This window comes from Aquimarina rhabdastrellae, from assembly GCA_947387485.1.
GTDB lineage: Bacteria > Bacteroidota > Bacteroidia > Flavobacteriales > Flavobacteriaceae > Aquimarina.
This window is the reverse complement of the sequence record CANDNT010000005.1, coordinates 57945-81157: the sequence shown is the minus strand read 5'-3', so window position 1 is coordinate 81157 and position 23213 is coordinate 57945. Positions and strand designations below refer to the sequence as shown.

Here is a 23213-nt window from a genome sequence, read left to right as displayed (position 1 = left end):
GTCTTCTTTTTAAAATAAATTCAAAAATTACTTTTTAGGGCGTTTTGCACCATACTTAGATCTACGTTGTGTTCTACCTTCAACACCTGCTGTGTCTAAAGCACCACGAACGATGTGATATCTAACTCCTGGTAAATCTTTTACCCTTCCACCTCTAACTAATACTATCGAGTGCTCCTGTAGATTATGTCCTTCACCTCCGATGTACGCGTTAACCTCTTTACCATTAGTTAACCTAACACGAGCTACTTTACGCATAGCCGAATTCGGTTTCTTAGGTGTAGTGGTATACACACGAGTACATACTCCACGGCGTTGTGGACAAGAATCTAAGGCAGCCGATTTACTCTTCTTAGTTATTTTGGCTCTACCTTTACGTACTAATTGTGAAATTGTTGGCATAATTTGCTTTACAATATTTTAATTAAATTAAATCCCTTTTCTTCTAAGGGACTGCAAAAGTATGAAATTTTTATTTGAAATCAAACCCTAATTCATTAATTTTCAAACACATTAAAAAGTGACTTAAAATGATATACTTTTCATATTACTTTTACGTTGTTTTTACGACTTAAAGAATTATGTTTAAAGAATACCATTTACATACCTTATTATTTATAGGAATTTATTTTTTATCAATCAATACATTTATAGCTCAAGATCAGCTATATTTAAATATTACTGGTAATAGCAAAAACGAAACGAAACTTATAGATAGTTTATCTTATAAAAAAAGTCATGAAAATTATATCTCAATTAAAAAGGAACTCACCTCTTTACAGGAAAAATTGTTCCTTTTAGGGTATATAGATTTAGAATTATTTGAAAAAAAACAAGATTCCATATATGAATTATCTTTCTTACTTAACAAAAGATACAATCATCTAAAACTAAATTTTGCACCAAATACTCTTTCTTTATCAATTTCAAATCAGTTTAAAAAAAACATAAAAGATGATCATATTGTTATCAAGACCAACGAAAGTTTAGATTTCCTAAACAACATTACAGATCATTATGTAAATACTGGAAGCCCTTTTAGTACCATACAAGTCAAAAAAATTCACAAACAACATGATACAATAATAGGTAGTTTACATATAAATATAACAAAACAAAGAATATTGGATCATATTATCATTAGGGGCTATAAAAAATTCCCTTTATCTTACTTAAAATATTATGCAAAGATAAAATCCAAAACCTTATTTGATAAAAAAGCAATTTTATCAAAAACACTAAAAATAGATAACTTACCTTTTTCAAAAAATATAAAATCACCAGACATTCTTTTTACAAAAGATTCGACACAACTCTTTCTTTATCTGAAAAAAATACCTTCAAATAATTTTGAAGGATTCTTAGGTTTTACAACAAACTCTGAAACTAACAAAATAGAATTTACAGGAAATGTGAATTTAAGTTTATATAATAATTTGAATTATGGTGAAAAACTTCAAATCATCTATAGAAGTGACGGCAGGGAACAACAACTTTTTAATATTAACACTCACCTCCCGTACATTTTTAAATCTCCAATTGGATTAAAAGCATCTTTAGAAATCTTCAAGAAAGATTCTTCATTTGTAAGTACACAACAAAACCTTGGTATCAACTATAACATTACTCCTAGAACAGAAGTAACCTTAGGATATAAAAATATCTCTTCTTCAAATTTACTAAACACAATTCCTTCAAATAATACAATTCAAGATCTGACAGCCTCATATTTTACTACAGAAATAAATTATTTAAAAGAAGGGAATTCTTTAATAAAACCAAAAAACATACAAATACATACCGTTAATGATTTTGGACAAAGAAAAAACACATCAAACTCTATATTTCAATTCAGAAATACAACCTCATTAGTTTATACATTGCCACTTAATAATAGAAATGCACTTTATCTAAATAATATTACAGGATACCTATCCTCAGAAGATATTTTTGAAAACGAACTCTTTAGGTTTGGAGGAATCAATTCAATCAGAGGATTTGAAGAAAATAGTATTCCTGCATCGTTTTACAATGTCATAAGATCCGAATATAGATATCTACTCTCTTCAAACCTTTATGTAAATTCTATAATAGACTATGCTTATTTTGAAGAACAGACATCTTCTATCACTCAAAATTTAACAAGTTTTGGTATCGGTTTAGGCTTAAAAAACAAGACAGGATTATTCAAAATCATCTTTGCAAATGGTAAAAGTAATAATCAAAATTTCAGTTTTTCAAACACAAAAATTCATATTAAACTGATTACCAAATTTTAAAACACTAAAACAGTCTAATCTAAGATAAACACAAAGTTCAAGCAACTTCACAAACACATAAATCACTAAATATCAATCACCTTACAATTACATAAAAAAAACAAATCCTTCACTAAATTATCTTTAATAAATCATCAACAATCTTTACAATTTATTAATAGAACGCCTGCAATAATTTAAATTTTAATGACAAAAAGTTGTTTTATTAAGATATTATTATGATTTTTGAGACCGGTTAATTCAAACAAATTATAAAATGAGAACAAAGTTTAGTGGAATTTTAACGCTATTACTAGCGTTTGTTGTGCAGCTAGCTTTTGCACAAGAAAAGACGATCTCAGGTAATGTTACGGACGACAGTGGAGTCCCTTTACCAGGAGTAAATATCGTTGTTAAAGGTACTGCTAACGGAACTCAAAGTGATTTTGATGGAAATTACTCTATCAAAGCTGCTAATGGAGCAATAATCACATTTAGTTACGTTGGTTTTACAACAAAAGAAGTTACTGTAAGTAGCAGTAACACAATAAATGTACAATTAGCTGCTTCTGCTGCCGAATTAGAAGAAGTAGTAGTAACAGCTCAAGGAATTAAGAGGGAGAAAAAAGCTTTAGGTTATGCTGTAGCAACAATTGCTGCAGACGATATTGCTTCACAACCTCAAACAGATGTTGTAAGATCTCTTACAGGTAAAGCTCCTGGGGTAAACATTACTCAAACATCTGGTCTTTCTGGTACTGGTACAAACATTATTATTAGAGGTTATTCTTCTATTAATGGTAGTAACCAGCCTCTATTCGTAGTTGATGGTGTACCATTTAACTCAGATTCTAACTCATCAGAAAACTTTACTACAGGTGGAGCTTCTGCATCGAGTAGATTCTTAGATATTGATCCAAATAATATTGCAGAGATCTCTATCTTAAAGGGATTAAGTGCAACAACTTTATATGGTCAAGCAGGACGTAACGGGGTAGTTTTAGTAACTACAAAATCTGGTTCTGCACAAGGTGGTGCTAATAAGAAATTTGAGATTACATTGAATCAATCTTATTTCGCTAACCAAATCTCTGACTTACCTGATTATCAAGATAGTTATGGTAATGGATTTAACCAAACTGCTTCTCCAGCATTCTCTAACTGGGGAGCTCACTTTACCGATAGAAGAGTTGGTGATGGTGTAGCTGCTGACGGAACTATAGCTCACCCTTATGATAGAGCTGATTTAAATTCTGTTTTTCCTGAATTTCAAGGAGCTCGTTATGAATATAGACCTTACGATAACGTAAAGCCATTCTTTAAGACTGGTAGTGTTGTTACTACATCTTTATCTGTATCTTCAGGTAATGAAAAATCATCTTATAATGTTAGTGTAGGTAATACTGACGATGAAGGATTTATCGAAGGTAATAAGTATAAGCGTTTTAATATTAGTGCTGGTGGTAGTACAAAACTATCTAACAAATTTACTATTAGTAGTTCATTTAACTATGTGTTAACTGATCTAGTAACACCACCAACTTCTGCTGGTTTTGGTAGTAATACTACTGCAGGTAATGCATCTTTATTCGCAAATATTTTATATACACCTCGTAGTGTTGATTTATTCAATTTACCATTTGAAAACCCAATAACAAACGAAAGTGTTTATTATAGAACGGGTAACGATATTGTAAACCCAAGATGGACTCAGAGATATGCAAGTAATATTGAAGATACAAGAAGATTTTTCGGAAATGTTAGTGCACTATATGAAGTTAATGATTGGTTAAATTTAAGCTATAGACTATCTTTAGATTCATATGTACAAGATGAAGATCGTTTTGTAAATAAAGGAGGTCCTCAAGTACCAAATGGTATATTAAGAACATTCATTGTTAGTAATACTGTATGGGATCATACGTTTAGTGCTAACTTCAATAAAGATTTAAGTGATTCTTGGAATCTATCTGGTACTGTTGGTTTTAACCCAAGAAGAGAAGAACGTTCTAGAGATTTAACAACTAGTACTCAACAATTCGTATTTGGATTAATCAGACATGATAACTTCCAAGAAACTACAGGCTTTAGTGATTATAGAGAGTTTAATACTCTTGGTCTTTACGCATCTGCTACAATAGACTATTCTAATTACTTATTCTTAAATGTAGCAGGTAGAAATGATTGGTATTCTTCTTTACAACCAGATACTCGTTCAATTTTCTATCCATCTGCTAGTTTATCATTTGTACCAACTTCAGCTATTGAAGCACTTAGAGGAAATAAAACTATCAATTACTTAAAAGTAAGATTAGGTTATGGTTCATCTGCAGGATTCCCAAATCCATATTCTACTGTAGTAGGACTTGATAGTGGTACAAACGTATTTATTGATCCAAATCCAGATGGAGGTACAGTAGTTAATACCTTATCTCAAAATGATAGATTAGGTAACCTAGCTTTAAAGCCTGAATTAATTACTGAATTAGAAGCTGGTATTGAAGCCAAGCTATTTGACAATAGAGTTTCTCTTGATTTATCTGTTTATGACAAACGTTCAACTGACTTAATCTTAAACAATAGACTTCTTGACCCAACAACTGGATATACAGTAACTTCAGATAATATTGCAGAAGTTTCTAACCAAGGTATTGAAGTTGGTTTTGGTTTTACTCCTATTAGAGGAAATGATAAAGATGATTTTAGATGGGATATCTCTGGACAGTACACAATTAACGAAAATATTGTTGAGGATTTAGGAGCTAATTCTGATCTTGAAATCATCGCAGGTTTTGATACACTTGGTAATGCAGCTATAGCTGGTGAAGCTTATGGTGTATTATATGGAACAACTTATGCACGTGATGCAAATGGAAATAGAATTGTGGGTAATAATGGAAACTATGTTACTGCACAAGAAAATGCTATTATAGGTGATCCTAATGCTGACTGGAGAGCTACTGTAATTAACAATTTATCATATAAAGGATTTGGATTAGGAATGCAATGGGAATATGTACACGGAGGTGATATTTATTCAACTACAGCTGGTGCTTTAATTGCTAGAGGATTAACTGAGGATACAAATTTTGATAGAACTCAAACCTTCATCTTACCAGGTGTTAAACAAGATGGTACTCCTAATGATATCCAAATTAATGCTACAGATTTATATTTTGATAATATTGGTGTTGCATCAGCAGGAGGAATCAATGAAAGAGCTGTTTATGATGGAACAACTTTACGTTTAAGAGAAATTTCTTTATCTTATAAATTCCCTGAAAGATTTTTAGATAAAACTCCATTTGGAAGTATTTCTTTATCTGTTATTGGGCAAAATTTATGGTTTAAAGCCTTTAATTTCCCTGAGCATATTAATTTTGATCCAGAAGTTATTAGTTTAGGTGTAGGTAATGGTCAAGGATTTGATTATTTAACTGGTCCAACATCAAAAAGATATGGATTTAACTTAACTATGACATTCTAATAATAAAGAATTAAATCATGAAAAAAATATTTAAAAATATATGTTTCGCATTAATTGGTGCCGGTGTTATCGCATCATGTGAAACAACTGAACTTGATCTCACTGAGAGTCCAAACCAAGTCGCTCAAGATCAACTTGATCCTAACTTTTTATTTAACAATATTCAGTTATCATTTTACGGTTTTATAGCAAATGCTGCAGATTACAATTCATTTGCAGCACAAGCTACGAGAATGCATGCTGCTGTAGGTGGAGACACTTATGATGAAGCATTTGTTCCTTCTAGTTTTGATGCTATATGGGAAAGTGCATATGCAGATGTTTTACAAGATGTTCAAACTTTACAACCTCTTGCAGAAAGTGAAGGTTTATCTTATCACTTAGGAGCCTCTAAAGTTATGAAAGCTTACGTTCTTTTTACTTTAGTTGACCTTTTTGGAGATGTACCATATTCTGAAGCAATTCTCGGAAACGATAATTTAAATCCAAGTGCAGATGATCAAACAGCTGTATATATGGCTGCTTTAACAGAATTAGATGAGGCTATCACTCTTTTAGGAGAAACTCCATCATCTCTTCCTGAAGTAGATTTATTCTATGGTGAAGGCGATGTTGATGAAGACAAAATGCCTCGTTGGATAACTGCAGCTAAAACTTTAAAATTAAGAGCTCTAATTAACGCTAGATTGAATGGTCAAGCTATTAATAGAAATATAGCTACTGAAGTTCAAGCATTACTTACAGAAAATGATTTGATTGATACTCCTGAAGAAGATTGGCAATTAAATTATGGAGATAATAGAGTAAATCCTGATAATAGACATCCTGCATATGCGTTATTCTATGAGAATAACCCTGGAGGATCTTATGTTTCTAATTATTATATGTGGACTCTCATAGGAGAAAAAGCTGTTGAAGATCCTCGTACTCCTTATTATTTCTTTAGACAAGATTTAGATGCTACTAACGAAGATAACTTTACATTACAATGTGCTACTACAGCTACTCCTTCTCACTTCTTAACAGTAACTTCTCAATATAGTGATGTAACTGCTAGTGTTCCTTTCTGTACAGCTGATGCTGCAAGAGGATTCTGGGGTAGAGATCATCTACAAGCGGAAGGGATTCCACCAGATCAAGGTAAAAGAACAGTATATGGAGTTTATCCTGCTGGAGGATCTTTTGACGACGGTAGCGCTGGAGCTGTTCAAAACGATGGAGAAGATGGTCTAAGAGGTAGAGGAATTACACCTATCATTACTAGTTTCTTTACAGATTTCATGAAAGCTGAAGCTGTATTAGCTCTAGGTCTACCAGGTGATGCATTAACTCATATCACTAATGGTATCACTAATAGTTTTAACAAAGTAGAAGCTGTTTCTGGAGAAGGACCAATTTCAGGAAACACTTATGTTTCTTATGTTACTTCACAATATAATGCTGCTTCCGATGAAGGAAAAATGGCTATCTTAGCTAAAGAATATTATATTGCTTCTTTTGGTAATGGTTTAGAAATGTACAATTTTTATAGAAGAACTGGTTTACCTTCAAATTTAGGTCCATCTATAACACCTAACCCAGGTGATTTCTATAGATCTGCTTTATATCCTGCTGCATATGTAAACAGGAATTCTAATGCTAATCAAAAGCTAAGAACTGAGCAGATTTTCTGGGATACAAACCCAGCTAACTTTATTAATTAATTAACAATAAAAGGATTATGAATTTAAAGAATATATTATATACGGGACTACTTAGTACAGCTTTAATGCTTACAGGTTGTTCTGATGACGAAAAAATTCCAGATCCGTTACAAGCATCTGATATTGAAGTAAATGGAGCTTACTTAAAAACATTAGAGTCATCTTTTGTAGTAGACTTATTCAATATTGATTCCTCTGAGTTTTCAGTTACTTTAGAAGAACATGACCGATTAAATGATGGTAGTTTAATTGATAATGTTCAAGTATATATCCGTTTTTCAGATTTAACAATCGATGACAATGGTACTCCTGATGATGAATCTGATGACATTGATAACACTAAAGCTGAAATGTTACTTGAGACAGTTCCAGGATCAAGTTTTTCTATTAACCAAAGTGGTTTTCCTCAAGTAACTTATACTAGTGGGGTTAGAGATGCAATGGATGCTTTAGGATTAGCTGATGCTGATATAGATGGATCTGACTTATTTTTCTATAGATTTGTATTAAATCTTACCGATGGTACTTCTTATACTAACTCTAATAGTGCTGCTAGTATTTTAGGTCAACCAGTATTTAACTCTCCATTTGAGTATTCTGGTTCTGTAGTTTGTATTTTTGATGAGCCTGATTTCTTTACAGGTACTTATCAAGTAATTAATACAAATCCAGGAGGATTTGGAACTGTATTTGACGGAATCGTAGAAGTTACAGCGGATCCGAATAACCCAACAGTAAGAAGATTTGATGGAAACTGGTTCAACTTTGGTACTGTCAACAATTATAGTATGACTCTAGTTTGTGGAAATATTATATGGGATGATAATCAAAGTACAGGTCTTACTTGTACTCAAGCTGAACTTATAACATTGAATACTCCTGATGTATTTACACAATTTGATACTACTTTCCAGGATGACGGTGTTGTAGAAGTTAACTTATCAGAAAACACTGCTGACTGTGGTGGATCTGCTAATTTGTTAGTTACACTAAGATTTACTAAACAATAATTGTTTGATATAAACATTGTTTATTAATATTATAAACATCCCAGTAACAATATATTTATTGTATTGGGATGTTTTTTTTTATAAATTGCAACTAAACCTATTTATAAATTCTCAATAGAATGAAATTTAAACACATATTATACTCTACATTTCTAAGTAGCATGTTAATCCTTACTGGATGTACTGATGATGAAAAAGTACCAAGTCCTCTAACTTCTGATGATATTCAAATTAATGGAGGATATTTAAAAACAATAGAATCTTCATTTGATGTAAACTTACTTGATTTAGATAGTTCTCTATTTTCTGTTACATTAGAAGAACACGATAAATTAAATGATGGTAGTCTTATTGATAATGTTCAAGTTTATATTAGATTTAACGATAATACTATAGATGATAATGGTACACCAGATGATGAATCTGATGATATTAATAATACAAAAACTGAAGTTTTATTAGAAACTATTAATGCCTCAGCTTTTTCTTTTAATAATGATGGTTTCCCTCAAGTAACTTATTCAACTGGTATACGTGAAGGAATGGACTCTTTAGGATTAAATGATACCGATCTTGAAGCTTCTGATATATTCACATTTAGATTCGTATTAAATTTAACAGACGGTAATTCGTATTCTAATAACAATAGTTCTAGTGCGATTACAGGACAACCTGTATTTAACTCGCCATTTGAATATTCCAGTTCTGTATCTTGTCCATTAGATGAAAATCTTTTTATAGGAAATTATTTAATTGAACAAACAAGTCCATTTGTAGACGGTCCAACACTTTCTCATAATACAGTCGTTGAACTTAGTGCTTCTTCTGGTTCTTCTAGATCTTTCCAAACTTCGAACTATCCTTTATATTGTTCAACACCTAATACATTTACTATTGATTTTGTTTGTGGAGAAATTATCGTTCCTCAACAAGATAGTAACTGTGTTTGTGGCGATGGTGGTAATTGGTTTGGTCCAGCAGTAGTTTCTACTACTTATGATCCAAATGATGATAGTGGATTTACTATTACTTTTACTGATGATGCTCAAAGTGACTGTGCTAGTCCGGCTCAAACATCGTATAAATTTACAAAGCAATAAAATATATCCGATATATTAGTTTTTAAAAACAACCCAAAGAAGTTTTTCTTTGGGTTGTTTTTTTTATATCTATATTTGCGGCATGAAAAATGATACTTTACTTTTTGGAATACGTGCAATTATTGAAGCTATAAATGCTGGAAAAACTATTGATAAAGTCTTTGTACAAAAAGGACTTCAAGGTGATTTAGCTAAACAATTAATGCAACTTATCAAATCACAAAACTTAACTGTATCATATGTTCCTGTTGAAAAACTAAATAAATTAACTAAAAAGAATCATCAAGGAGCTGTAGCCTATACCTCTCCTATCGATTTTCATAATCTAGAAGATTTAGTTTTATCTACACTCGAATCTGGAAAAACTCCTTTGTTTCTATTACTAGATCAATTATCCGACGTACGTAATTTTGGAGCAATTATTCGTACGGCTGAATGTACAGGAGTAAACGGAATCATTATTCAAAAAAAAGGTGGTGCTCCTGTTAATGCTGATACCGTAAAAACATCTACTGGAGCCATTTTTAAAATCCCTATTTGTAAAGTTGATCATATCAAAGATGCTCTATTTTATCTACAAGGTTCTGGGATAAATGTAGTAGCTGCATCAGAAAAAGCATCTCAAACCTTATATGATGTAGACTTTAAAATTCCGACAGCTATTGTTATGGGAAGTGAAGGAAAAGGTGTCTCTAATTCTGTTTTAAAATTGGTTAATGATAGCGCTAAACTTCCTATGTTAGGAGAAATAGCTTCTCTTAATGTATCTGTTGCATGTGGTGCTTTTCTTTATGAAGTAATTAGGCAACGTATGTCTTAATTACTTTCTACTCTTCTTCAAAATATATAATATCAATCTTACTATTGTTTGTAGTATTAGTTTGATTGAACTCATATATTTCTGTTTCTATATCATTTTTAAATTCGATAAAATTTCCGTTTTCATCAAAATGTTTTAAGAATTCATCTTCTTCTTCATTATAGTCTTCTCTTTCCCATTCATATTTTTTAGGTAAATGAATTCCTTGTTTAAAAATAAAGGCAAATATTACTCCTATTAATAATCCAGATAAATGCCCTTCCCAAGATATCTTTTTTTCTATTGGAAAAATATACCACATCATGCTTCCATATAGAAAAACTACAACAAAAGATAATGCTATTAATCGATAATACTTACTTACGACTCCTTTAAAGAATAAAAAGCCAAATAACATATATATTACCCCACTTACGCCAATATGATTTGCTGGTCGTCCTAAAATCCATGTCATTATTCCCGTTAATAATAGTCCTAGCCCTAAAACTTTCCAAGCTACCTTATCATAAAAATAAAACAGTGCACTAGAGAGTATTAGCAAAGGGAGCGTATTATTCCATAAATGCTTCAAATCAGAATGTATAAATGGCGAAAAAATAATTCCTCTTAATCCTTTTATAGTTCTAGGGTAAACACCAAAACTATTAAACGAAATATCAAATCGAATTTCAACCCAATAAACGATCCATATTAATAGCACAAAAAGAATAGGATAACCTATCACCCCTGTTGTAAACAAAAAATCATCTTTCTTTTCCATAACGTAATATAATGAGTTAGCTTATACTCATTAAGTTCTTTTTAATTTTAAACTTATAATTCAAACACCTTTCCAAAACTCAAAAAACCGCTTAATTGTCAGTCTACCTCATTAATTTCTAAAGAGAATTTCTTAAAAAACGTATTTTTGTTTTATGAATCAACCTTTAGCAGAACGTATCCGTCCAAATTCTTTAGAAGAATATCTAAGTCAACATCATTTAATTGGATCACAAGGGTCTCTTACTCAACATATCAAACGAGGAGTTATTCCTTCACTCATCTTATGGGGACCACCAGGTGTTGGAAAAACAACATTAGCGAATATTATTGCTACTACTTCAAATCGCCCCTTTTATACATTAAGTGCAATTAATAGTGGCGTAAAAGAAGTTAGAGAGGTTATTGATAAAGCGAAACAAAGTGGCGGCTTATTTACTTCAAAAAACCCTATTTTGTTTATTGATGAGATACATCGTTTTAGCAAATCTCAACAAGATTCACTTCTTGGTGCGGTTGAAAAAGGTTGGGTTACCTTAGTTGGTGCAACTACAGAAAATCCTAGTTTTGAAGTTATCCCTGCCCTGTTATCACGTTGTCAAGTTTATACGTTAAATCCTTTTAGCAAAGAAGATTTAGAAAACTTATTAAAACGAGCTATAACAAACGATACTATTTTAAAAACAAAAAACATAACACTAAAAGAAACTGAAGCCTTATTAAGGTTAAGTGGCGGAGATGCTAGAAAACTATTAAATATATTTGAACTCCTTATCAATAGTTTTGATACTGATTTAATCGAAATCACCAATGACATTGTTTTACAAAGAGTACAACAAAATACTGTACGTTATGATAAAACTGGAGAGCAACATTATGACATCATATCTGCTTTTATTAAATCTGTAAGAGGTAGTGACCCTAATGCTGCGGTATATTGGTTAGCTAGAATGATTGAAGGTGGAGAAGATATCAAGTTTCTAGCTAGACGTATGATTATTTTAGCTTCTGAAGATATCGGGAATGCTAATCCTACAGCTTTGATACTTGCAAACAACACCTTTCAAGCTGTTACCACTGTAGGTTATCCTGAAGCTCGTATTATTTTAAGCCAATGTGCTGTATATTTAGCTACTTCACCTAAAAGTAATTCTTCTTATATGGCGATCAATAAAGCCCAGCAATTAGTTAAACAGACCGGTGATCTTTCTGTTCCTTTACATATAAGAAATGCTCCTACAAAATTAATGAAGGAGCTAGGTTATGGTCAAGATTATAAATATTCTCACGATTATGAAAATAACTTTGTAGCTCAAGAATTTTTACCTAAAGAAATAGAAAATACAAAATTATACGAACCAAGTAATAATCAACGTGAAAATGCTTTTAGAGCATTCTTAAAAAGATTATGGGGCAGAAAATATAATTATTAATTATTCTCTTATTAAGGTATCTTTAATCTTCTTATTGCTTAATGGATTTATACGCTCTAAAATAAAATTATTATATGCATCAAAATGCCCTAATCCGCTTAGTTCCTTAGCTTCAATACGATAACCCGCTAATTCTTCAGATTTTATAGCTTTTCCTAATGAAACTTCTTTTCCTTCCTTAACCATGAATATTTCATAACCATAACTTTGCGCGACAAATTTAATTTTTTGCTCACCCATCGTAAAATTCAATTCTTGAGTTTTTACTACCTCTTTTTTCTTTGGCAACGTAGTATTCAATTGCTCCTGTACTACTACATCTTTATTTTGAGGTTTTACAACTTCTTCTTTATCTCCTACATAATTATAATTAATCGTCCTAATATCTTCAAAAGCTTCTCTTAATGCTTCATGATATGCTTTTTTATAGTCTTTACTCTTACTTTGACCTTCAGCAGAAGTATATACAATTCTATCTCTACAATCTTTTAATGCTATGGCTAATTTAGTACGAAATAACGTGGAGTTTTTAATTAAATCGACAGTTAAACCTTTACATGGATTTTGAATCAAATCTCCTGGGTAATTTATTTTCCCCTTTACAGCTTGATATCCATATTTATTAAATAAAAAATGAGTCAGTGAATTCAGTTGATACTTGTCTTTTTCATCTGTAAAACTATATTGTTCAGGAACTATTATATATTTATAATTGTTGATATTGTCTTGGGCTATTGTTACTGCTGAAAAAAGTCCTACAATCAGACTTATAAAAAATATTCTCATTTATATTACATTATTATATTAAACCCTAACTGAACCGAAGCTCCTCTTGCTTTGGCCAAATTCTGGTATTCTAACACATTATTTGCTGCAAGATAAAAATTAATTTTACTTACATAGGTCGATAACATAAATCCTATATTTGAATACGAATAATCATCTATGGTATAATTAATCTTTGTTCTAAAATATTTAGAAAACCTTTTATCATAAAACAAAGACAATGCCAATTGCGGTTGTCTTGGTCTAAATTGCATAAATACTTGTGCTCCTACTCCATCCATATATGGTATTTTTCCTGAATCTAGATAACAATCACAGCTAGCACTACGATATCTATTAAAAGAATATCTCACAGAACCGTTAAGTTTCATTGGTCTAAATGCGGAATAACTATCATGAATGGTATCATATGACACTGCTTCTTCTAGATCATCTAATACATCTTGTTCTTCGCTTTGATCTCCAGAAAAGTCAATTGGCAAATTCAGTCCTTCAAAAGTATAATCTCCTATAGCTTTATAAGTTTCTACGTCTTTTGTATAAAAAATCATACCTAAATCTGTCACACTTCCCGTAACCTTCCATTGATCTTCTATATCATAGGTAAAACCTAGGTCTACACCTATTCCTAAATTACCTCCTAACAAAGCTCTATTCAAAAATTTATTTAATACTTGTTTTGCTCCATCTGCATTATCTTCAGATTCAATATCTCTTAAAGAAGCATATCCAGCTGTCTGTAATCTTACATCTGCTCCTCTTATAATATGCTGATAGATATTATTACCATTAGGGCTTTCGATTGTAGTAAAAGTTCCTCTATTTCTAACTGATCTTGCATTAAAAATGCTTGAATATAACTTTAATCTTCCACCAAATCTTAATCGCGAGTTGACTTGTTTATTGTATCCAAAATGAAAAACAGACATTAATTCTGCAGTAGCACTAATAGTAGATAACCTAAACGTCTCTCCTACAAAATCTCGATTTCCCTCATATGCTAACACAGCAAAATCTTTAGGAAAATATGCGATCACATCAAGTTCTTCATAAATCCCACCAGAATAATACACATCATTTTTTGAACGCCAACCAAAATTAAGAATTTCTAACTGCTGGTTAACTGTAAAGTAATCTCGACTTCCTAATTGGGTCAGTGTCTCTTCAATTTTTTCATTAATGGATCTTCCATCATTTGCAAAAACATCATATGCAGAAGCACCCGACGAACCTGCATTCACATGAATATGTGATAAGAAAGGAACTCCTACATGGCTTTTAAAATTAACTTCGGCACCTGGATTTAATAATAAAGACTGAGGCACGTCTGTAAAATCGTATAACTGTTCTTTATTTTGAGCACACAACATCCCTGTTGCTAATGCAAATACTAAACAAAATATTTTCTTCATGATTGATATCGGACAAAATATGTAGCTGTTGATTGTACTTCAATTTCACCTTGCAGGCTTCCTGTGGTATCTATAACTCGTATTTCTGAAATGATTTTTGACGAAGTCGTTAAATTATTAAGTGTAGGTTTATCAAAAATCTCTGTTGTCTCTGTAATTACTGGGATTTGATTTGTTCCTTTAATAGCTACTCTAGAAAAACTATGTAATGGAGTATAAGCATCGTCTGTAAAGATGAAAGTAAACTCTATATCTCTTTCCATCGAGTTTTCAAACTTAAAGAATAACTCTAATTGTTCTAGGTTATCTATAGCAAAATCTGTACTAAAAACATCAAAACTAATAGTATCTCTTACAACAGGTACTATTATATCTGTATCGACATCAATAAGATCTTCTGTATTAACTTTTGAATAGACAAAATCAGCTTCAAATATTGGTGTTAATACCAAATTTTCTGTTTGATCAAAATCAACATCCTTTACACACGATAAAGTGACTACAGCAATCAATACTAATAGCACTTTGAGGGAAAATGCATTTTTATTCATCGTAATTTAGGGGGCATTAATTACTTTAACAAACGATTAACACTTGTTAATTATTGTCAAAGATATTTTTTTACTTCAATTAATCTACTAATTTCAATGCAATTACCAGCTATAGCCTGATTGTGATAATTAAACCATATTGTTTTCATTCCAATATTATCAGCACCTACAATATCTGCTTCATAATTGTCGCCAATCATCAAGCTTTCTTCTATAGTTGCTTCAGCTTTAGCTAATGCATATTCAAATACCTGGGGATTTGGTTTCTTCACTCCTACAGCTTCACTGGTGGTTAGGGTTGCAAAATATTTTGCAATTCCAGATTTCTGTAGTTTAGTTTCTTGAACTTCACTGAAACCATTTGTAATGATATGCAATCTAAAATTCGGATATAAATACTCAAGTAATTCTTGAGTACCTTCTATTAAATAGTTATGTAAAGGTAACATTTCTATATAATCTTGAGCTATCGCATCTATTTTTTTTACTGAAAACGACAAATTTAACGTGTTAAACGTATCTATTAAACGCCCTCTCCGTAGCTCTTCTTTTTGAATCTTATCTTTTCTATACTTTTCCCAATATTGTGCATTAATAGGTTCATACTCGTTTAAGAATTCCTGAATATCTATAGCTATTTTATGCTTTTTAAAAAGTAATTGAAACGCTAATGCAGAATTCTTATCAAAATCCCATAAGGTATGATCCAAATCAAAAAAGATATCTTTAACTGTTTTCATTAGTTATTTTCTAAATCAAGAATATATTCAAAAATAGATTTCCAAAATCGATCATTATTAAGTCTACCAAACAAACCATTACTAAAAATAGGTATAAAAGTTCCTCTTACCTTTTTTATTTCATTAACAAATGTTTTTATTTCATCTTTAGCTATTTCTAAATCCTCTATATTTTCAAGTGCCTGATTAGTAAAACAAAAAGAATGCACTACCAATGGTGTTTGCACTTCGTAATCTAAATCATAAAACATAAAAGGTGTACATGTACCAGCTCTAAATCCCATATATTTAGGAAACCCCATAGAATAATCTCTACTAATTTCTAATCCTACAAAATTGCGATATGCCTCTGGCAAGTTTATTTTATAAAAAGCGCATAAAACACTTTTTAATGGTCTATTTACTATATTCTCAATTCTTCTTTTCTCCTTTTTAAGAATTAGCATTTCTTTAATAGCATCATAAGAGACTTTTAATCCTATCTCGATATAATCTGCTACGTATTTTATAAGAATTTTATGTTCTGTCCTATTGGCATTTATATTTTTTTCAAAATTTGAATAATCTCCTAATCCAAATAATACTAAAAACTTCTTTTTCTTTTCTCTCTGTGTTTTTATTAAATATGTAAAAGTATCATTGGGATCTTTTTGGATTCCCAACAACACATTTATTCTATTTAGTACTTCTCTTATTTTAAATCTACTTACATCCCTCAAACCACCTCCTATAGATCTTAATATTCCTTTGCGTTTATATGCAAAAGTTTGAGAAACTGCTATCACAGGTTTTATTGCAAAATCCTTTTCTTTAAAATCAATATCTGGAAATTTAGTTTGAAGTACTGTTTTAAATTTATATGCCCAAATATCTACTACAGGTTGATGTAAAAAATTATGCTGATATGCTATACTCTCTTCAGCCATAAATCTTCCATACTCATCTTTAACATGTGGTAGATATTCTTCATATCTTGATAAAAGGTAAAATGTAGCTGCAAAAATGTCAAAAGGCAGTGCTGATCTTTTATTAGTACAGGAGAAAAAACATTTAGTTTCTTCCCACTGTTGAACATATATTTCTACATCATTAAAACCATGTTCAAATAATAGTTCTGCACTTTGTATATACAATTCTTTTCCTAAAGGTTGTTTACCATATGAAATCTTTGCCCCATCATGAGCTATAAATGTTTCGATCTTTGAGGTAAAACCTACTTCTATTCCTAATATTCTTTTGCATATTTGTTTAAACGTATAAGCAATTCTAGGTGTATTTTTTTGTGTATATACTAATAGCATGTTTTCTTGTTATCCCCTTAAAGCAGTAACTTATCGGCAAAGCTAAAATACGTTTTTTCACTTATAATCAAGTGATCTAATAAATTTATGTCTAAAGTTGTTCCTGCCTCTTTTATTTTCTGCGTAATAAGCTTATCTGATTTACTAGGGGTCATCGATCCACTGGGATGATTATGTGCTAGTATTATTGCTGTAGCACCTGCTTCTAAAGCTTCTTTAAAAACTATACGGACATCTACTATTGTACCTGTTTTTCCGCCACTACTAATTCTGGTTTTACGTAGCACTTTATTTGAATTATTTAAATATAATACCCAAAACTCTTCATGCTCTAATTCCCCTATTATTGGATGCATTATACTAAATACATCCATACTATTCGTTATCTTAAAAAGTTTTGGCAATTCTTCTTGACTTCTTCTTTTTCCTAATTCTAATCCAGCAATAATAGAGACTGCTTTAGCCTCGCCTATCCCTTTAAATTTCATCAACTTTTTTATACTCATCTTTCCTAATGCATGGAGTTTATTATCTACACTAGATAGAATCCGCTTACTCAAATCTACAGCTGTTTCATCCTTGTTTCCAGAACCAATTAATATTGCTATCAATTCTGCATTAGTTAATACTCTTCTCCCTTTATTCAACAATTTCTCTCTAGGCTTATCATCTTCACTCCAAGCAGTTATAGGTAATAAATAGTCATTTTTATTCATACAATTCTTTTTCTTTAAAGATAAGCCTCATTTTCCGTTTTTTCAAAAACACACTACTTACTTGTATAACTCTATCATTCATTGCATACTTTACTATACAGTACTATTATTTATCAAGCATTTATATTTTTATTTTATTTTTTTTAGCATTTCTACTTCATTTGTTTTAAAAAAAACTTAAATTTACCCGTTATATCTCTCAAAAGAGAAGAGAAAGTTTATAGTTAAACCCCCTCTTAACCGAACTTAATACTAATAATAAACTCATTAATTCTATGAAAAGAATTTTTACTCTAATCCTTGTTTTTACTTCGATTAGTTTTTTTGCCCAAGACAAAAAAATTACCTTTTTAGATTTAGCTGGTAATTACATTCAAGTCCCTAAAAGTTGTAAAGCTACTTCTGAGTATGAATTATTAGCTTGTGATGGTACTTCTATCCAATGGTCTTATTACAGTGAAGATCTTTTACAGGCTGTATCAGAGCAAATTATCACTTCTTACGAACAAAGTGCTGCTGGAGCTAGTAAATCTGCTTTTTCCGCAAAATCATATGGTGGTCAATTAACTGGTGTTAAATTTGAACAAAAATCAGGTAGTCACATGACTTATCAATACTTTTTATCAGGAAAAATCAAAGATAAAGGTGTAATGATGACCGTAGGAACAAATACCAATATTACATCTATGGATGAATTATCAGGTATTTTAAAATTAATTTTCGAAGAGATTGGCTAAAAATATTTTCTTAACTATATATATCAAGGAAGTCTAATTATAGATTTCCTTTTTTTATTTCTACACTTTAGCACATAGCATAATATGTCTAATATTCTATTTTTTTTGTCACTAATTATAAATTACTTTTGAGTATAAGAATGGGTATAAAAACACTATAACTTTATTTTTTAAGCTAATCAATCCTTTTTTACACCTTATTGATTAAGGTTAAAAGTTATTATGAAATCATTATTCGACGAAAATTCAAAAAACGAAATTATTGATCGTATCAATAATCTATCTTACAGAAGTCCTGCTCAATGGGGGAAAATGAATGTATCTCAAATGATCTTTCACTGTCAATTCCCTCTAAAAATAGCCCTTCAAAAAGAAGATTTTAAATTACGAAAAAATATTTTTGCCATACTATTCTTTAAAAAATCATTATATAGTGATAAACTTTGGAGAAAAAATCTACCTACCCATAAAAAGTTAAAAGTCGTTTACCCTAAAGTTTTTGAAAATGAACGACGAAATTTACTTAAACTTATAGATGAGATTTTTGAAAAGAGAAACTCATCTTGGCCTAGTCATCCTATTTTTGGTGAATTTACAATAGAGCAATGGGGGAAACTACATTACAAACATTTAGATCATCACTTAAGACAGTTTAATAATTAAAACAAAAAGGTTGGTAATATACCAACCTTTTTGTTTTAATTTATGTCGTTATTATTTTATAGCATTTTTGCTACTTCATCAAACTCAAGCCCTCCATAATTCCCACTACTCATCAACAATACTGCTGTATTACTTAAATCTTTATTAAATAAGAACTCTCTGAATGCGTCTGGATTTGTATATACTTGCAAACCTTCTTTATTAAAAGCTTCTTGAATTTGCTCTTCAGATATAGTTTCTAATCGTTTAAGTGATACTGCTTCAGGCGAATAAAACACAACTGCTTCATCTGCTGCTGTCAATGTTTCGTTATACTCTTTTAAGAATGCTCCATTTAAACTACTATATGTATGTAATTCTAAACACGCTAGCACTTTTCTTTCTTTATATTGCTCTTTTACCGCTGCTGTAGTAGCTTTTACTTTAGATGGACTATGTGCAAAATCTTTATAAATCACAGTATTTTCATTAGCCGCAATTTTTTCTAATCGCTTTGATGCACCTTTAAATGTTGCTATTGCTTCATAAAAGTCATCCTCATCTATCCCTATATGCTGACATACCCATTTTGCTCCTGCAATATTATTTAAATTATGTTTTCCAAAGACTTCTATCGGCATTTCTCCTTCTGGAGTATCTAATAAAGTTTCTCCATCAACTATACTATAATCTGGTGTTTGATAAGGAAATTTCCTTATAGGGTTCTCTGTAGCTTCGGCTAATGCTTTTACTGTAGCATCTTCTTCATTATATACTAAAGCTCCTCCATTCACAATTTGATCAATAAAAATCTTGAATTGTTCATTATAATTTTCAAGTGTTGGGAATACATTTATATGATCCCACGCTATTCCGCTAATTAAAGCTATATTAGGTTTATATAAATGAAATTTAGGCCTACGATCTAATGCAGAAGATAAATATTCATCACCTTCTAGAATAATAAAATCATTCTCTTGAGTAAGATGCACCATAGTTTCAAAACCGTCTAATTGAGCTCCTACCATATAATCCACTTCATGATCATGGTATTGCAACACATGTAGTATCATAGAGGTGATTGTTGTCTTGCCATGAGACCCCCCAATAACCACTCTAGTTTTTTCTTTAGAATGTTCGTACAAAAACTCAGGATATGAATAAATTGTTATTCCTAATCCTTGAGCTTTTAACAATTCTGGATTATCTGCTTTTGCATGCATTCCTAGAATTATAATATCAATATCTGTTGTTATACGGTTTGCATCCCATCCAAAACATTCTGGAAGTAATCCGTATTTTTCTAATCTTGATTTTGATGGTTCAAAAATCACATCATCGCTACCAGTAACGCGTTCTCCTTTTTGATGAAGTGCTATGGCCAAGTTATGCATCGCGCTCCCGCCTATCGCTATGAAATGTATATGCATTCTTTACAATTTTATCTTGTAAAGATAACTAGTTTAGTATGATTTTTTCCTTTTCACATATAAAAAAAGCGAGTTCAACTTGTGACTCGCTTTTTCTACTCTGCTTATTATATTTTTAGTTATTAAGCATACTCCATAACTTATCTTTTAATTCTTGTAATCCCTGTTGAGCTACAGAAGAAATAAACAAATATGGTGCTTTTAAAGTCTCATCTAATTCTGCTTTAAGTTCTTCTCTAAGTTCCTCGTCAAGCATATCACATTTTGAGATCGCTATTAATCTATCCTTATCTAGTAGTTCTGGATTATATCTGCGTAACTCATCTAATAAGATTTCATATTGCTTTACAATATCATCTGCATCTGCAGGAATCAAAAACAATAAGGTCGAGTTTCTTTCTATATGTCTTAAAAAACGGTGACCAATTCCTTTTCCTTCTGCCGCCCCTTCTATAATTCCTGGTATATCAGCAATTACAAAAGTTTGAAAATCTCTATACTTCACTATCCCCAAGTTAGGTTTAAGTGTTGTAAACTCGTAATCTGCAATCTTAGGCTTTGCTGCTGTAACTACAGACAATAGTGTAGATTTTCCTGCATTAGGAAATCCTACTAATCCCACATCTGCAAGAACTTTAAGCTCTAATGTAATATCGTGCTCTTCTCCCGGGATTCCTGGTTGAGCATATCTTGGGGTTTGATTCGTTGGGCTTTTAAAATGCCAATTTCCTCTACCTCCCATACCTCCTTCGGCTATGATGATTTCTTGCCCGTCTTCAGTAATTTCATGAAGGACATTTTGTGTTTCTGTATCTCTTATTACAGTTCCTAATGGTACTTTGACATAAATATCGTCTCCATCTGCTCCTGTACTTCTATTTTTACTACCATGCGCACCATGTCCTGCTTTAAAATGTCTTTTAAATTTTAAGTGATAAAGCGTCCACAAATTTGAATCTCCTTGAAGGATGATATGTCCTCCTCGACCTCCATCACCTCCATCTGGACCTCCCTTCGTGATATATTTTTCTCTATGCAAATGTGTAGAACCTTTACCTCCATTACCAGATGCAACATGTAGTTTTACATAATCTACAAAATTCCCTTCAGTCATATTCTTTTCTTATTAATTGTATTCTCTCAAGTAAAGTTTTATTACTTTAATCGATCTATCACTTCGCTTAAACGCGCTGTAATATCCTCAATACTACCAACTCCATCAACTCCAAAGTATTTATCCTCTTTTTCGTAATATTCTTTTAAAATAGCTGTTTCATTATAGTATACTTTAATACGATTACGTATCACGCTCTCATCTGCATCATCAGCTCTTCCAGAAGTTTTTCCTCTTTCTAATAATCGCTCTACTAGCACTTCATCATCTACTTCTAATGCTACCATCGCATTTACTTGAGATCCTTTAGATTCTAACAGTTCTTTTAACGCTTCTGCTTGTGCTTCTGTACGAGGGAATCCATCAAAAATAAATCCTTTTGCTTCTGGGTTCTTTTCTACTTCTTCATTAAGCATTTTTATAGTAACCTCATCTGGTACTAACTGCCCTTTATCTATATATGATTTTGCTAACGTTCCTAATTCAGTAGCATTTTTAATATTGTATCTAAATACGTCTCCTGTAGAAATGTGTTTAAGTTCGTATTTTTCTTTTAATACATTTGCTTGTGTTCCTTTACCCGCACCTGGAGGTCCGAATAACACTAAATTTGTCATGGTAGTAGTATTTGATTTTAATTGATATACGTCTGTTAGATTTCTTCCTAGACCATTATAATCAAGGCCAAAACCAACAATAAAACGATTTGGGATAGACATCCCTATATAATCTATAATAATTTCCTTTGTATATGCTTCGGGCTTATAAAACAATGTAGCTATTTTTATAGCCTTACATTCTTTTGCTTCTAGAATTTCTTGCAAAGCTTCAATCGTGTTTCCTGTATCAATGATATCTTCAAGTATAACAACTGTTCTGCCTTTTAAATCTTCTTTTAACCCTATAAGCTCTGTTACGTTTTCTGTAGTAGAAGTTCCTTCATAAGATGCTACCTTTATAAAACTAACTTCACAGTCCCTTTTATATCGCTTTATTACTTCTGATGCAAACATAAATGAACCATTTAAAATACCTAAGAAAAGAGGACACTCTCCTTTCAAATCTTCATTTAATTGTTTACTTAATTTTTCTATAGATGCAATAATATCCTTTTCAGCAATATAAGGTGTAAACTGGAGGTCATGTAATTGTATCACGAGCTTATTTTTAATCTTTATGAGTAACTCATTTTGTAAAAAGGGCAAAGATAATGA

At 31.2% G+C, this 23213-nt stretch carries 20 protein-coding genes; 9 read left to right on the top strand and 11 right to left on the bottom strand.

All coding sequences use genetic code 11. The annotated features are described in order from the left end of the window. Window positions 1–27: 27 nt before the first annotated feature. Window positions 28–402 carry a 30S ribosomal protein S12 gene (rpsL, locus tag ACYEKI_RS10040; RefSeq protein ID WP_024770883.1) on the bottom strand — a complete coding sequence of 125 codons (375 nt, stop codon included), beginning with the start codon at window positions 400–402 and terminating at the stop codon, window positions 28–30. A gap of 179 nt (window positions 403–581) precedes the next feature. Here rpsL and ACYEKI_RS10035 point away from each other — a divergent pair, with 179 nt between their 5' ends. The 6 genes from ACYEKI_RS10035 to rlmB all read left to right on the top strand — a co-directional run bounded on the left by ACYEKI_RS10035 (window position 582) and on the right by rlmB (window position 10378). Next, the gene (locus tag ACYEKI_RS10035) at window positions 582–2279 is read left to right on the top strand and encodes a ShlB/FhaC/HecB family hemolysin secretion/activation protein (protein ID WP_459211058.1); all 1698 of its coding nucleotides are present in this window, start codon (window positions 582–584) and stop codon (window positions 2277–2279) included. A 256-nt stretch (window positions 2280–2535) separates the two neighbouring features. Further along, window positions 2536–5745: a SusC/RagA family TonB-linked outer membrane protein gene (locus ACYEKI_RS10030; protein ID WP_459211057.1), complete on the top strand. Its 3210-nt coding sequence runs from the start codon at window positions 2536–2538 to the stop codon at window positions 5743–5745. 17 nt (window positions 5746–5762) lie between these two features. Beyond that, a complete protein-coding gene (locus ACYEKI_RS10025) occupies window positions 5763–7448 on the top strand; it encodes a SusD/RagB family nutrient-binding outer membrane lipoprotein (protein WP_459211056.1) in 1686 nt (561 codons plus the stop codon). Window positions 7449–7465: 17 nt separating this feature from the next. Then, complete coding sequence (locus ACYEKI_RS10020; RefSeq protein WP_459211055.1) at window positions 7466–8458, top strand: hypothetical protein; 993 nt, start codon at window positions 7466–7468, stop codon at window positions 8456–8458. 119 nt (window positions 8459–8577) lie between these two features. Beyond that, window positions 8578–9558, top strand: a complete 981-nt coding sequence (locus ACYEKI_RS10015; RefSeq protein ID WP_459211054.1) for a hypothetical protein — start codon at window positions 8578–8580, stop codon at window positions 9556–9558. A gap of 82 nt (window positions 9559–9640) precedes the next feature. Beyond that, complete coding sequence (gene rlmB / locus ACYEKI_RS10010) at window positions 9641–10378, top strand: 23S rRNA (guanosine(2251)-2'-O)-methyltransferase RlmB (RefSeq protein ID WP_459211053.1); 738 nt, start codon at window positions 9641–9643, stop codon at window positions 10376–10378. A gap of 7 nt (window positions 10379–10385) precedes the next feature. On the opposite strand, the gene ACYEKI_RS10005 is transcribed toward rlmB, so the two are convergent. Continuing rightward, complete coding sequence (locus tag ACYEKI_RS10005; protein ID WP_459211052.1) at window positions 10386–11138, bottom strand: rhomboid family intramembrane serine protease; 753 nt, start codon at window positions 11136–11138, stop codon at window positions 10386–10388. 154 nt (window positions 11139–11292) lie between these two features. Here ACYEKI_RS10005 and ACYEKI_RS10000 point away from each other — a divergent pair, with 154 nt between their 5' ends. Further along, entirely contained in the window at window positions 11293–12570 is a 1278-nt protein-coding gene (locus ACYEKI_RS10000) for a replication-associated recombination protein A (RefSeq protein ID WP_459211051.1), read from the top strand. On the opposite strand, the gene ACYEKI_RS09995 is transcribed toward ACYEKI_RS10000, so the two are convergent. The 6 genes from ACYEKI_RS09995 to radC are packed head-to-tail and all read right to left on the bottom strand — an operon-like array spanning window position 12571 to window position 18076. Then, on the bottom strand, window positions 12571–13356 hold the full coding sequence (locus ACYEKI_RS09995) for a hypothetical protein (protein ID WP_459211050.1): 786 nt from the start codon (window positions 13354–13356) through the stop codon (window positions 12571–12573). A 5-nt stretch (window positions 13357–13361) separates the two neighbouring features. Beyond that, the gene (locus ACYEKI_RS09990; RefSeq protein ID WP_459211049.1) at window positions 13362–14768 is read right to left on the bottom strand and encodes a DUF5723 family protein; all 1407 of its coding nucleotides are present in this window, start codon (window positions 14766–14768) and stop codon (window positions 13362–13364) included. Beyond that, window positions 14765–15319 carry a hypothetical protein gene (locus tag ACYEKI_RS09985; protein WP_459211048.1) on the bottom strand — a complete coding sequence of 185 codons (555 nt, stop codon included), beginning with the start codon at window positions 15317–15319 and terminating at the stop codon, window positions 14765–14767. The genes ACYEKI_RS09990 and ACYEKI_RS09985 overlap by 4 nt, the downstream gene beginning before the upstream one ends. 56 nt (window positions 15320–15375) lie before the next feature. After that, window positions 15376–16059 carry a YjjG family noncanonical pyrimidine nucleotidase gene (locus ACYEKI_RS09980; RefSeq protein WP_459211047.1) on the bottom strand — a complete coding sequence of 228 codons (684 nt, stop codon included), beginning with the start codon at window positions 16057–16059 and terminating at the stop codon, window positions 15376–15378. Further along, on the bottom strand, window positions 16059–17360 hold the full coding sequence (locus tag ACYEKI_RS09975; RefSeq protein ID WP_459211046.1) for a DUF7033 domain-containing protein: 1302 nt from the start codon (window positions 17358–17360) through the stop codon (window positions 16059–16061). The genes ACYEKI_RS09980 and ACYEKI_RS09975 overlap by 1 nt, the downstream gene beginning before the upstream one ends. 17 nt (window positions 17361–17377) lie before the next feature. Continuing rightward, window positions 17378–18076: a RadC family protein gene (gene radC / locus ACYEKI_RS09970; RefSeq protein ID WP_459211045.1), complete on the bottom strand. Its 699-nt coding sequence runs from the start codon at window positions 18074–18076 to the stop codon at window positions 17378–17380. A gap of 275 nt (window positions 18077–18351) precedes the next feature. Between radC and ACYEKI_RS09965 the strand changes: the two genes are divergently transcribed. Both ACYEKI_RS09965 and ACYEKI_RS09960 read left to right on the top strand, forming a co-directional pair. Continuing rightward, window positions 18352–18813, top strand: a complete 462-nt coding sequence (locus tag ACYEKI_RS09965) for a hypothetical protein (protein ID WP_459211044.1) — start codon at window positions 18352–18354, stop codon at window positions 18811–18813. Window positions 18814–19035: 222 nt separating this feature from the next. Continuing rightward, on the top strand, window positions 19036–19476 hold the full coding sequence (locus ACYEKI_RS09960) for a DUF1569 domain-containing protein (RefSeq protein WP_459211043.1): 441 nt from the start codon (window positions 19036–19038) through the stop codon (window positions 19474–19476). Window positions 19477–19532: 56 nt separating this feature from the next. Here ACYEKI_RS09960 and ACYEKI_RS09955 read toward each other — a convergent pair whose 3' ends face one another. The 3 genes from ACYEKI_RS09955 to ACYEKI_RS09945 form a co-directional block, all read right to left on the bottom strand. Next, on the bottom strand, window positions 19533–20885 hold the full coding sequence (locus ACYEKI_RS09955; protein ID WP_459211042.1) for a UDP-N-acetylmuramate--L-alanine ligase: 1353 nt from the start codon (window positions 20883–20885) through the stop codon (window positions 19533–19535). Between the two features lie 115 nt (window positions 20886–21000). Then, window positions 21001–21999 (bottom strand): GTPase ObgE, encoded by a 999-nt coding sequence (gene obgE / locus ACYEKI_RS09950; RefSeq protein WP_459211041.1) that lies wholly within the window; start codon window positions 21997–21999, stop codon window positions 21001–21003. Window positions 22000–22040: 41 nt separating this feature from the next. Continuing rightward, on the bottom strand, window positions 22041–23156 hold the full coding sequence (locus ACYEKI_RS09945) for an adenylate kinase (RefSeq protein ID WP_459211040.1): 1116 nt from the start codon (window positions 23154–23156) through the stop codon (window positions 22041–22043). Between the last annotated feature and the right edge of the window lie 57 nt (window positions 23157–23213).

What these genes read in the sequence shown, in the direction of transcription:
- ACYEKI_RS09995 (WP_459211050.1), bottom strand. Translation starts at nt 13,356, where the DNA reads ATGAGAATATTTTTTATAAGTCTGATTGTAGGACTTTTTTCAGCAGTA.
- ACYEKI_RS10035 (WP_459211058.1), top strand. Translation starts at nt 582, where the DNA reads ATGTTTAAAGAATACCATTTACATACCTTATTATTTATAGGAATTTAT.
- ACYEKI_RS10005 (WP_459211052.1), bottom strand. Translation starts at nt 11,138, where the DNA reads ATGGAAAAGAAAGATGATTTTTTGTTTACAACAGGGGTGATAGGTTAT.
- ACYEKI_RS09965 (WP_459211044.1), top strand. Translation starts at nt 18,352, where the DNA reads ATGAAAAGAATTTTTACTCTAATCCTTGTTTTTACTTCGATTAGTTTT.
- ACYEKI_RS10030 (WP_459211057.1), top strand. Translation starts at nt 2,536, where the DNA reads ATGAGAACAAAGTTTAGTGGAATTTTAACGCTATTACTAGCGTTTGTT.
- ACYEKI_RS10015 (WP_459211054.1), top strand. Translation starts at nt 8,578, where the DNA reads ATGAAATTTAAACACATATTATACTCTACATTTCTAAGTAGCATGTTA.
- ACYEKI_RS09975 (WP_459211046.1), bottom strand. Translation starts at nt 17,360, where the DNA reads ATGCTATTAGTATATACACAAAAAAATACACCTAGAATTGCTTATACG.
- ACYEKI_RS10000 (WP_459211051.1), top strand. Translation starts at nt 11,293, where the DNA reads ATGAATCAACCTTTAGCAGAACGTATCCGTCCAAATTCTTTAGAAGAA.
- ACYEKI_RS09990 (WP_459211049.1), bottom strand. Translation starts at nt 14,768, where the DNA reads ATGAAGAAAATATTTTGTTTAGTATTTGCATTAGCAACAGGGATGTTG.
- ACYEKI_RS10025 (WP_459211056.1), top strand. Translation starts at nt 5,763, where the DNA reads ATGAAAAAAATATTTAAAAATATATGTTTCGCATTAATTGGTGCCGGT.
- ACYEKI_RS09985 (WP_459211048.1), bottom strand. Translation starts at nt 15,319, where the DNA reads ATGAATAAAAATGCATTTTCCCTCAAAGTGCTATTAGTATTGATTGCT.
- rpsL (WP_024770883.1), bottom strand. Translation starts at nt 402, where the DNA reads ATGCCAACAATTTCACAATTAGTACGTAAAGGTAGAGCCAAAATAACT.
- ACYEKI_RS10020 (WP_459211055.1), top strand. Translation starts at nt 7,466, where the DNA reads ATGAATTTAAAGAATATATTATATACGGGACTACTTAGTACAGCTTTA.
- ACYEKI_RS09960 (WP_459211043.1), top strand. Translation starts at nt 19,036, where the DNA reads ATGAAATCATTATTCGACGAAAATTCAAAAAACGAAATTATTGATCGT.
- ACYEKI_RS09955 (WP_459211042.1), bottom strand. Translation starts at nt 20,885, where the DNA reads ATGCATATACATTTCATAGCGATAGGCGGGAGCGCGATGCATAACTTG.
- ACYEKI_RS09980 (WP_459211047.1), bottom strand. Translation starts at nt 16,059, where the DNA reads ATGAAAACAGTTAAAGATATCTTTTTTGATTTGGATCATACCTTATGG.
- radC (WP_459211045.1), bottom strand. Translation starts at nt 18,076, where the DNA reads ATGAATAAAAATGACTATTTATTACCTATAACTGCTTGGAGTGAAGAT.
- rlmB (WP_459211053.1), top strand. Translation starts at nt 9,641, where the DNA reads ATGAAAAATGATACTTTACTTTTTGGAATACGTGCAATTATTGAAGCT.
- obgE (WP_459211041.1), bottom strand. Translation starts at nt 21,999, where the DNA reads ATGACTGAAGGGAATTTTGTAGATTATGTAAAACTACATGTTGCATCT.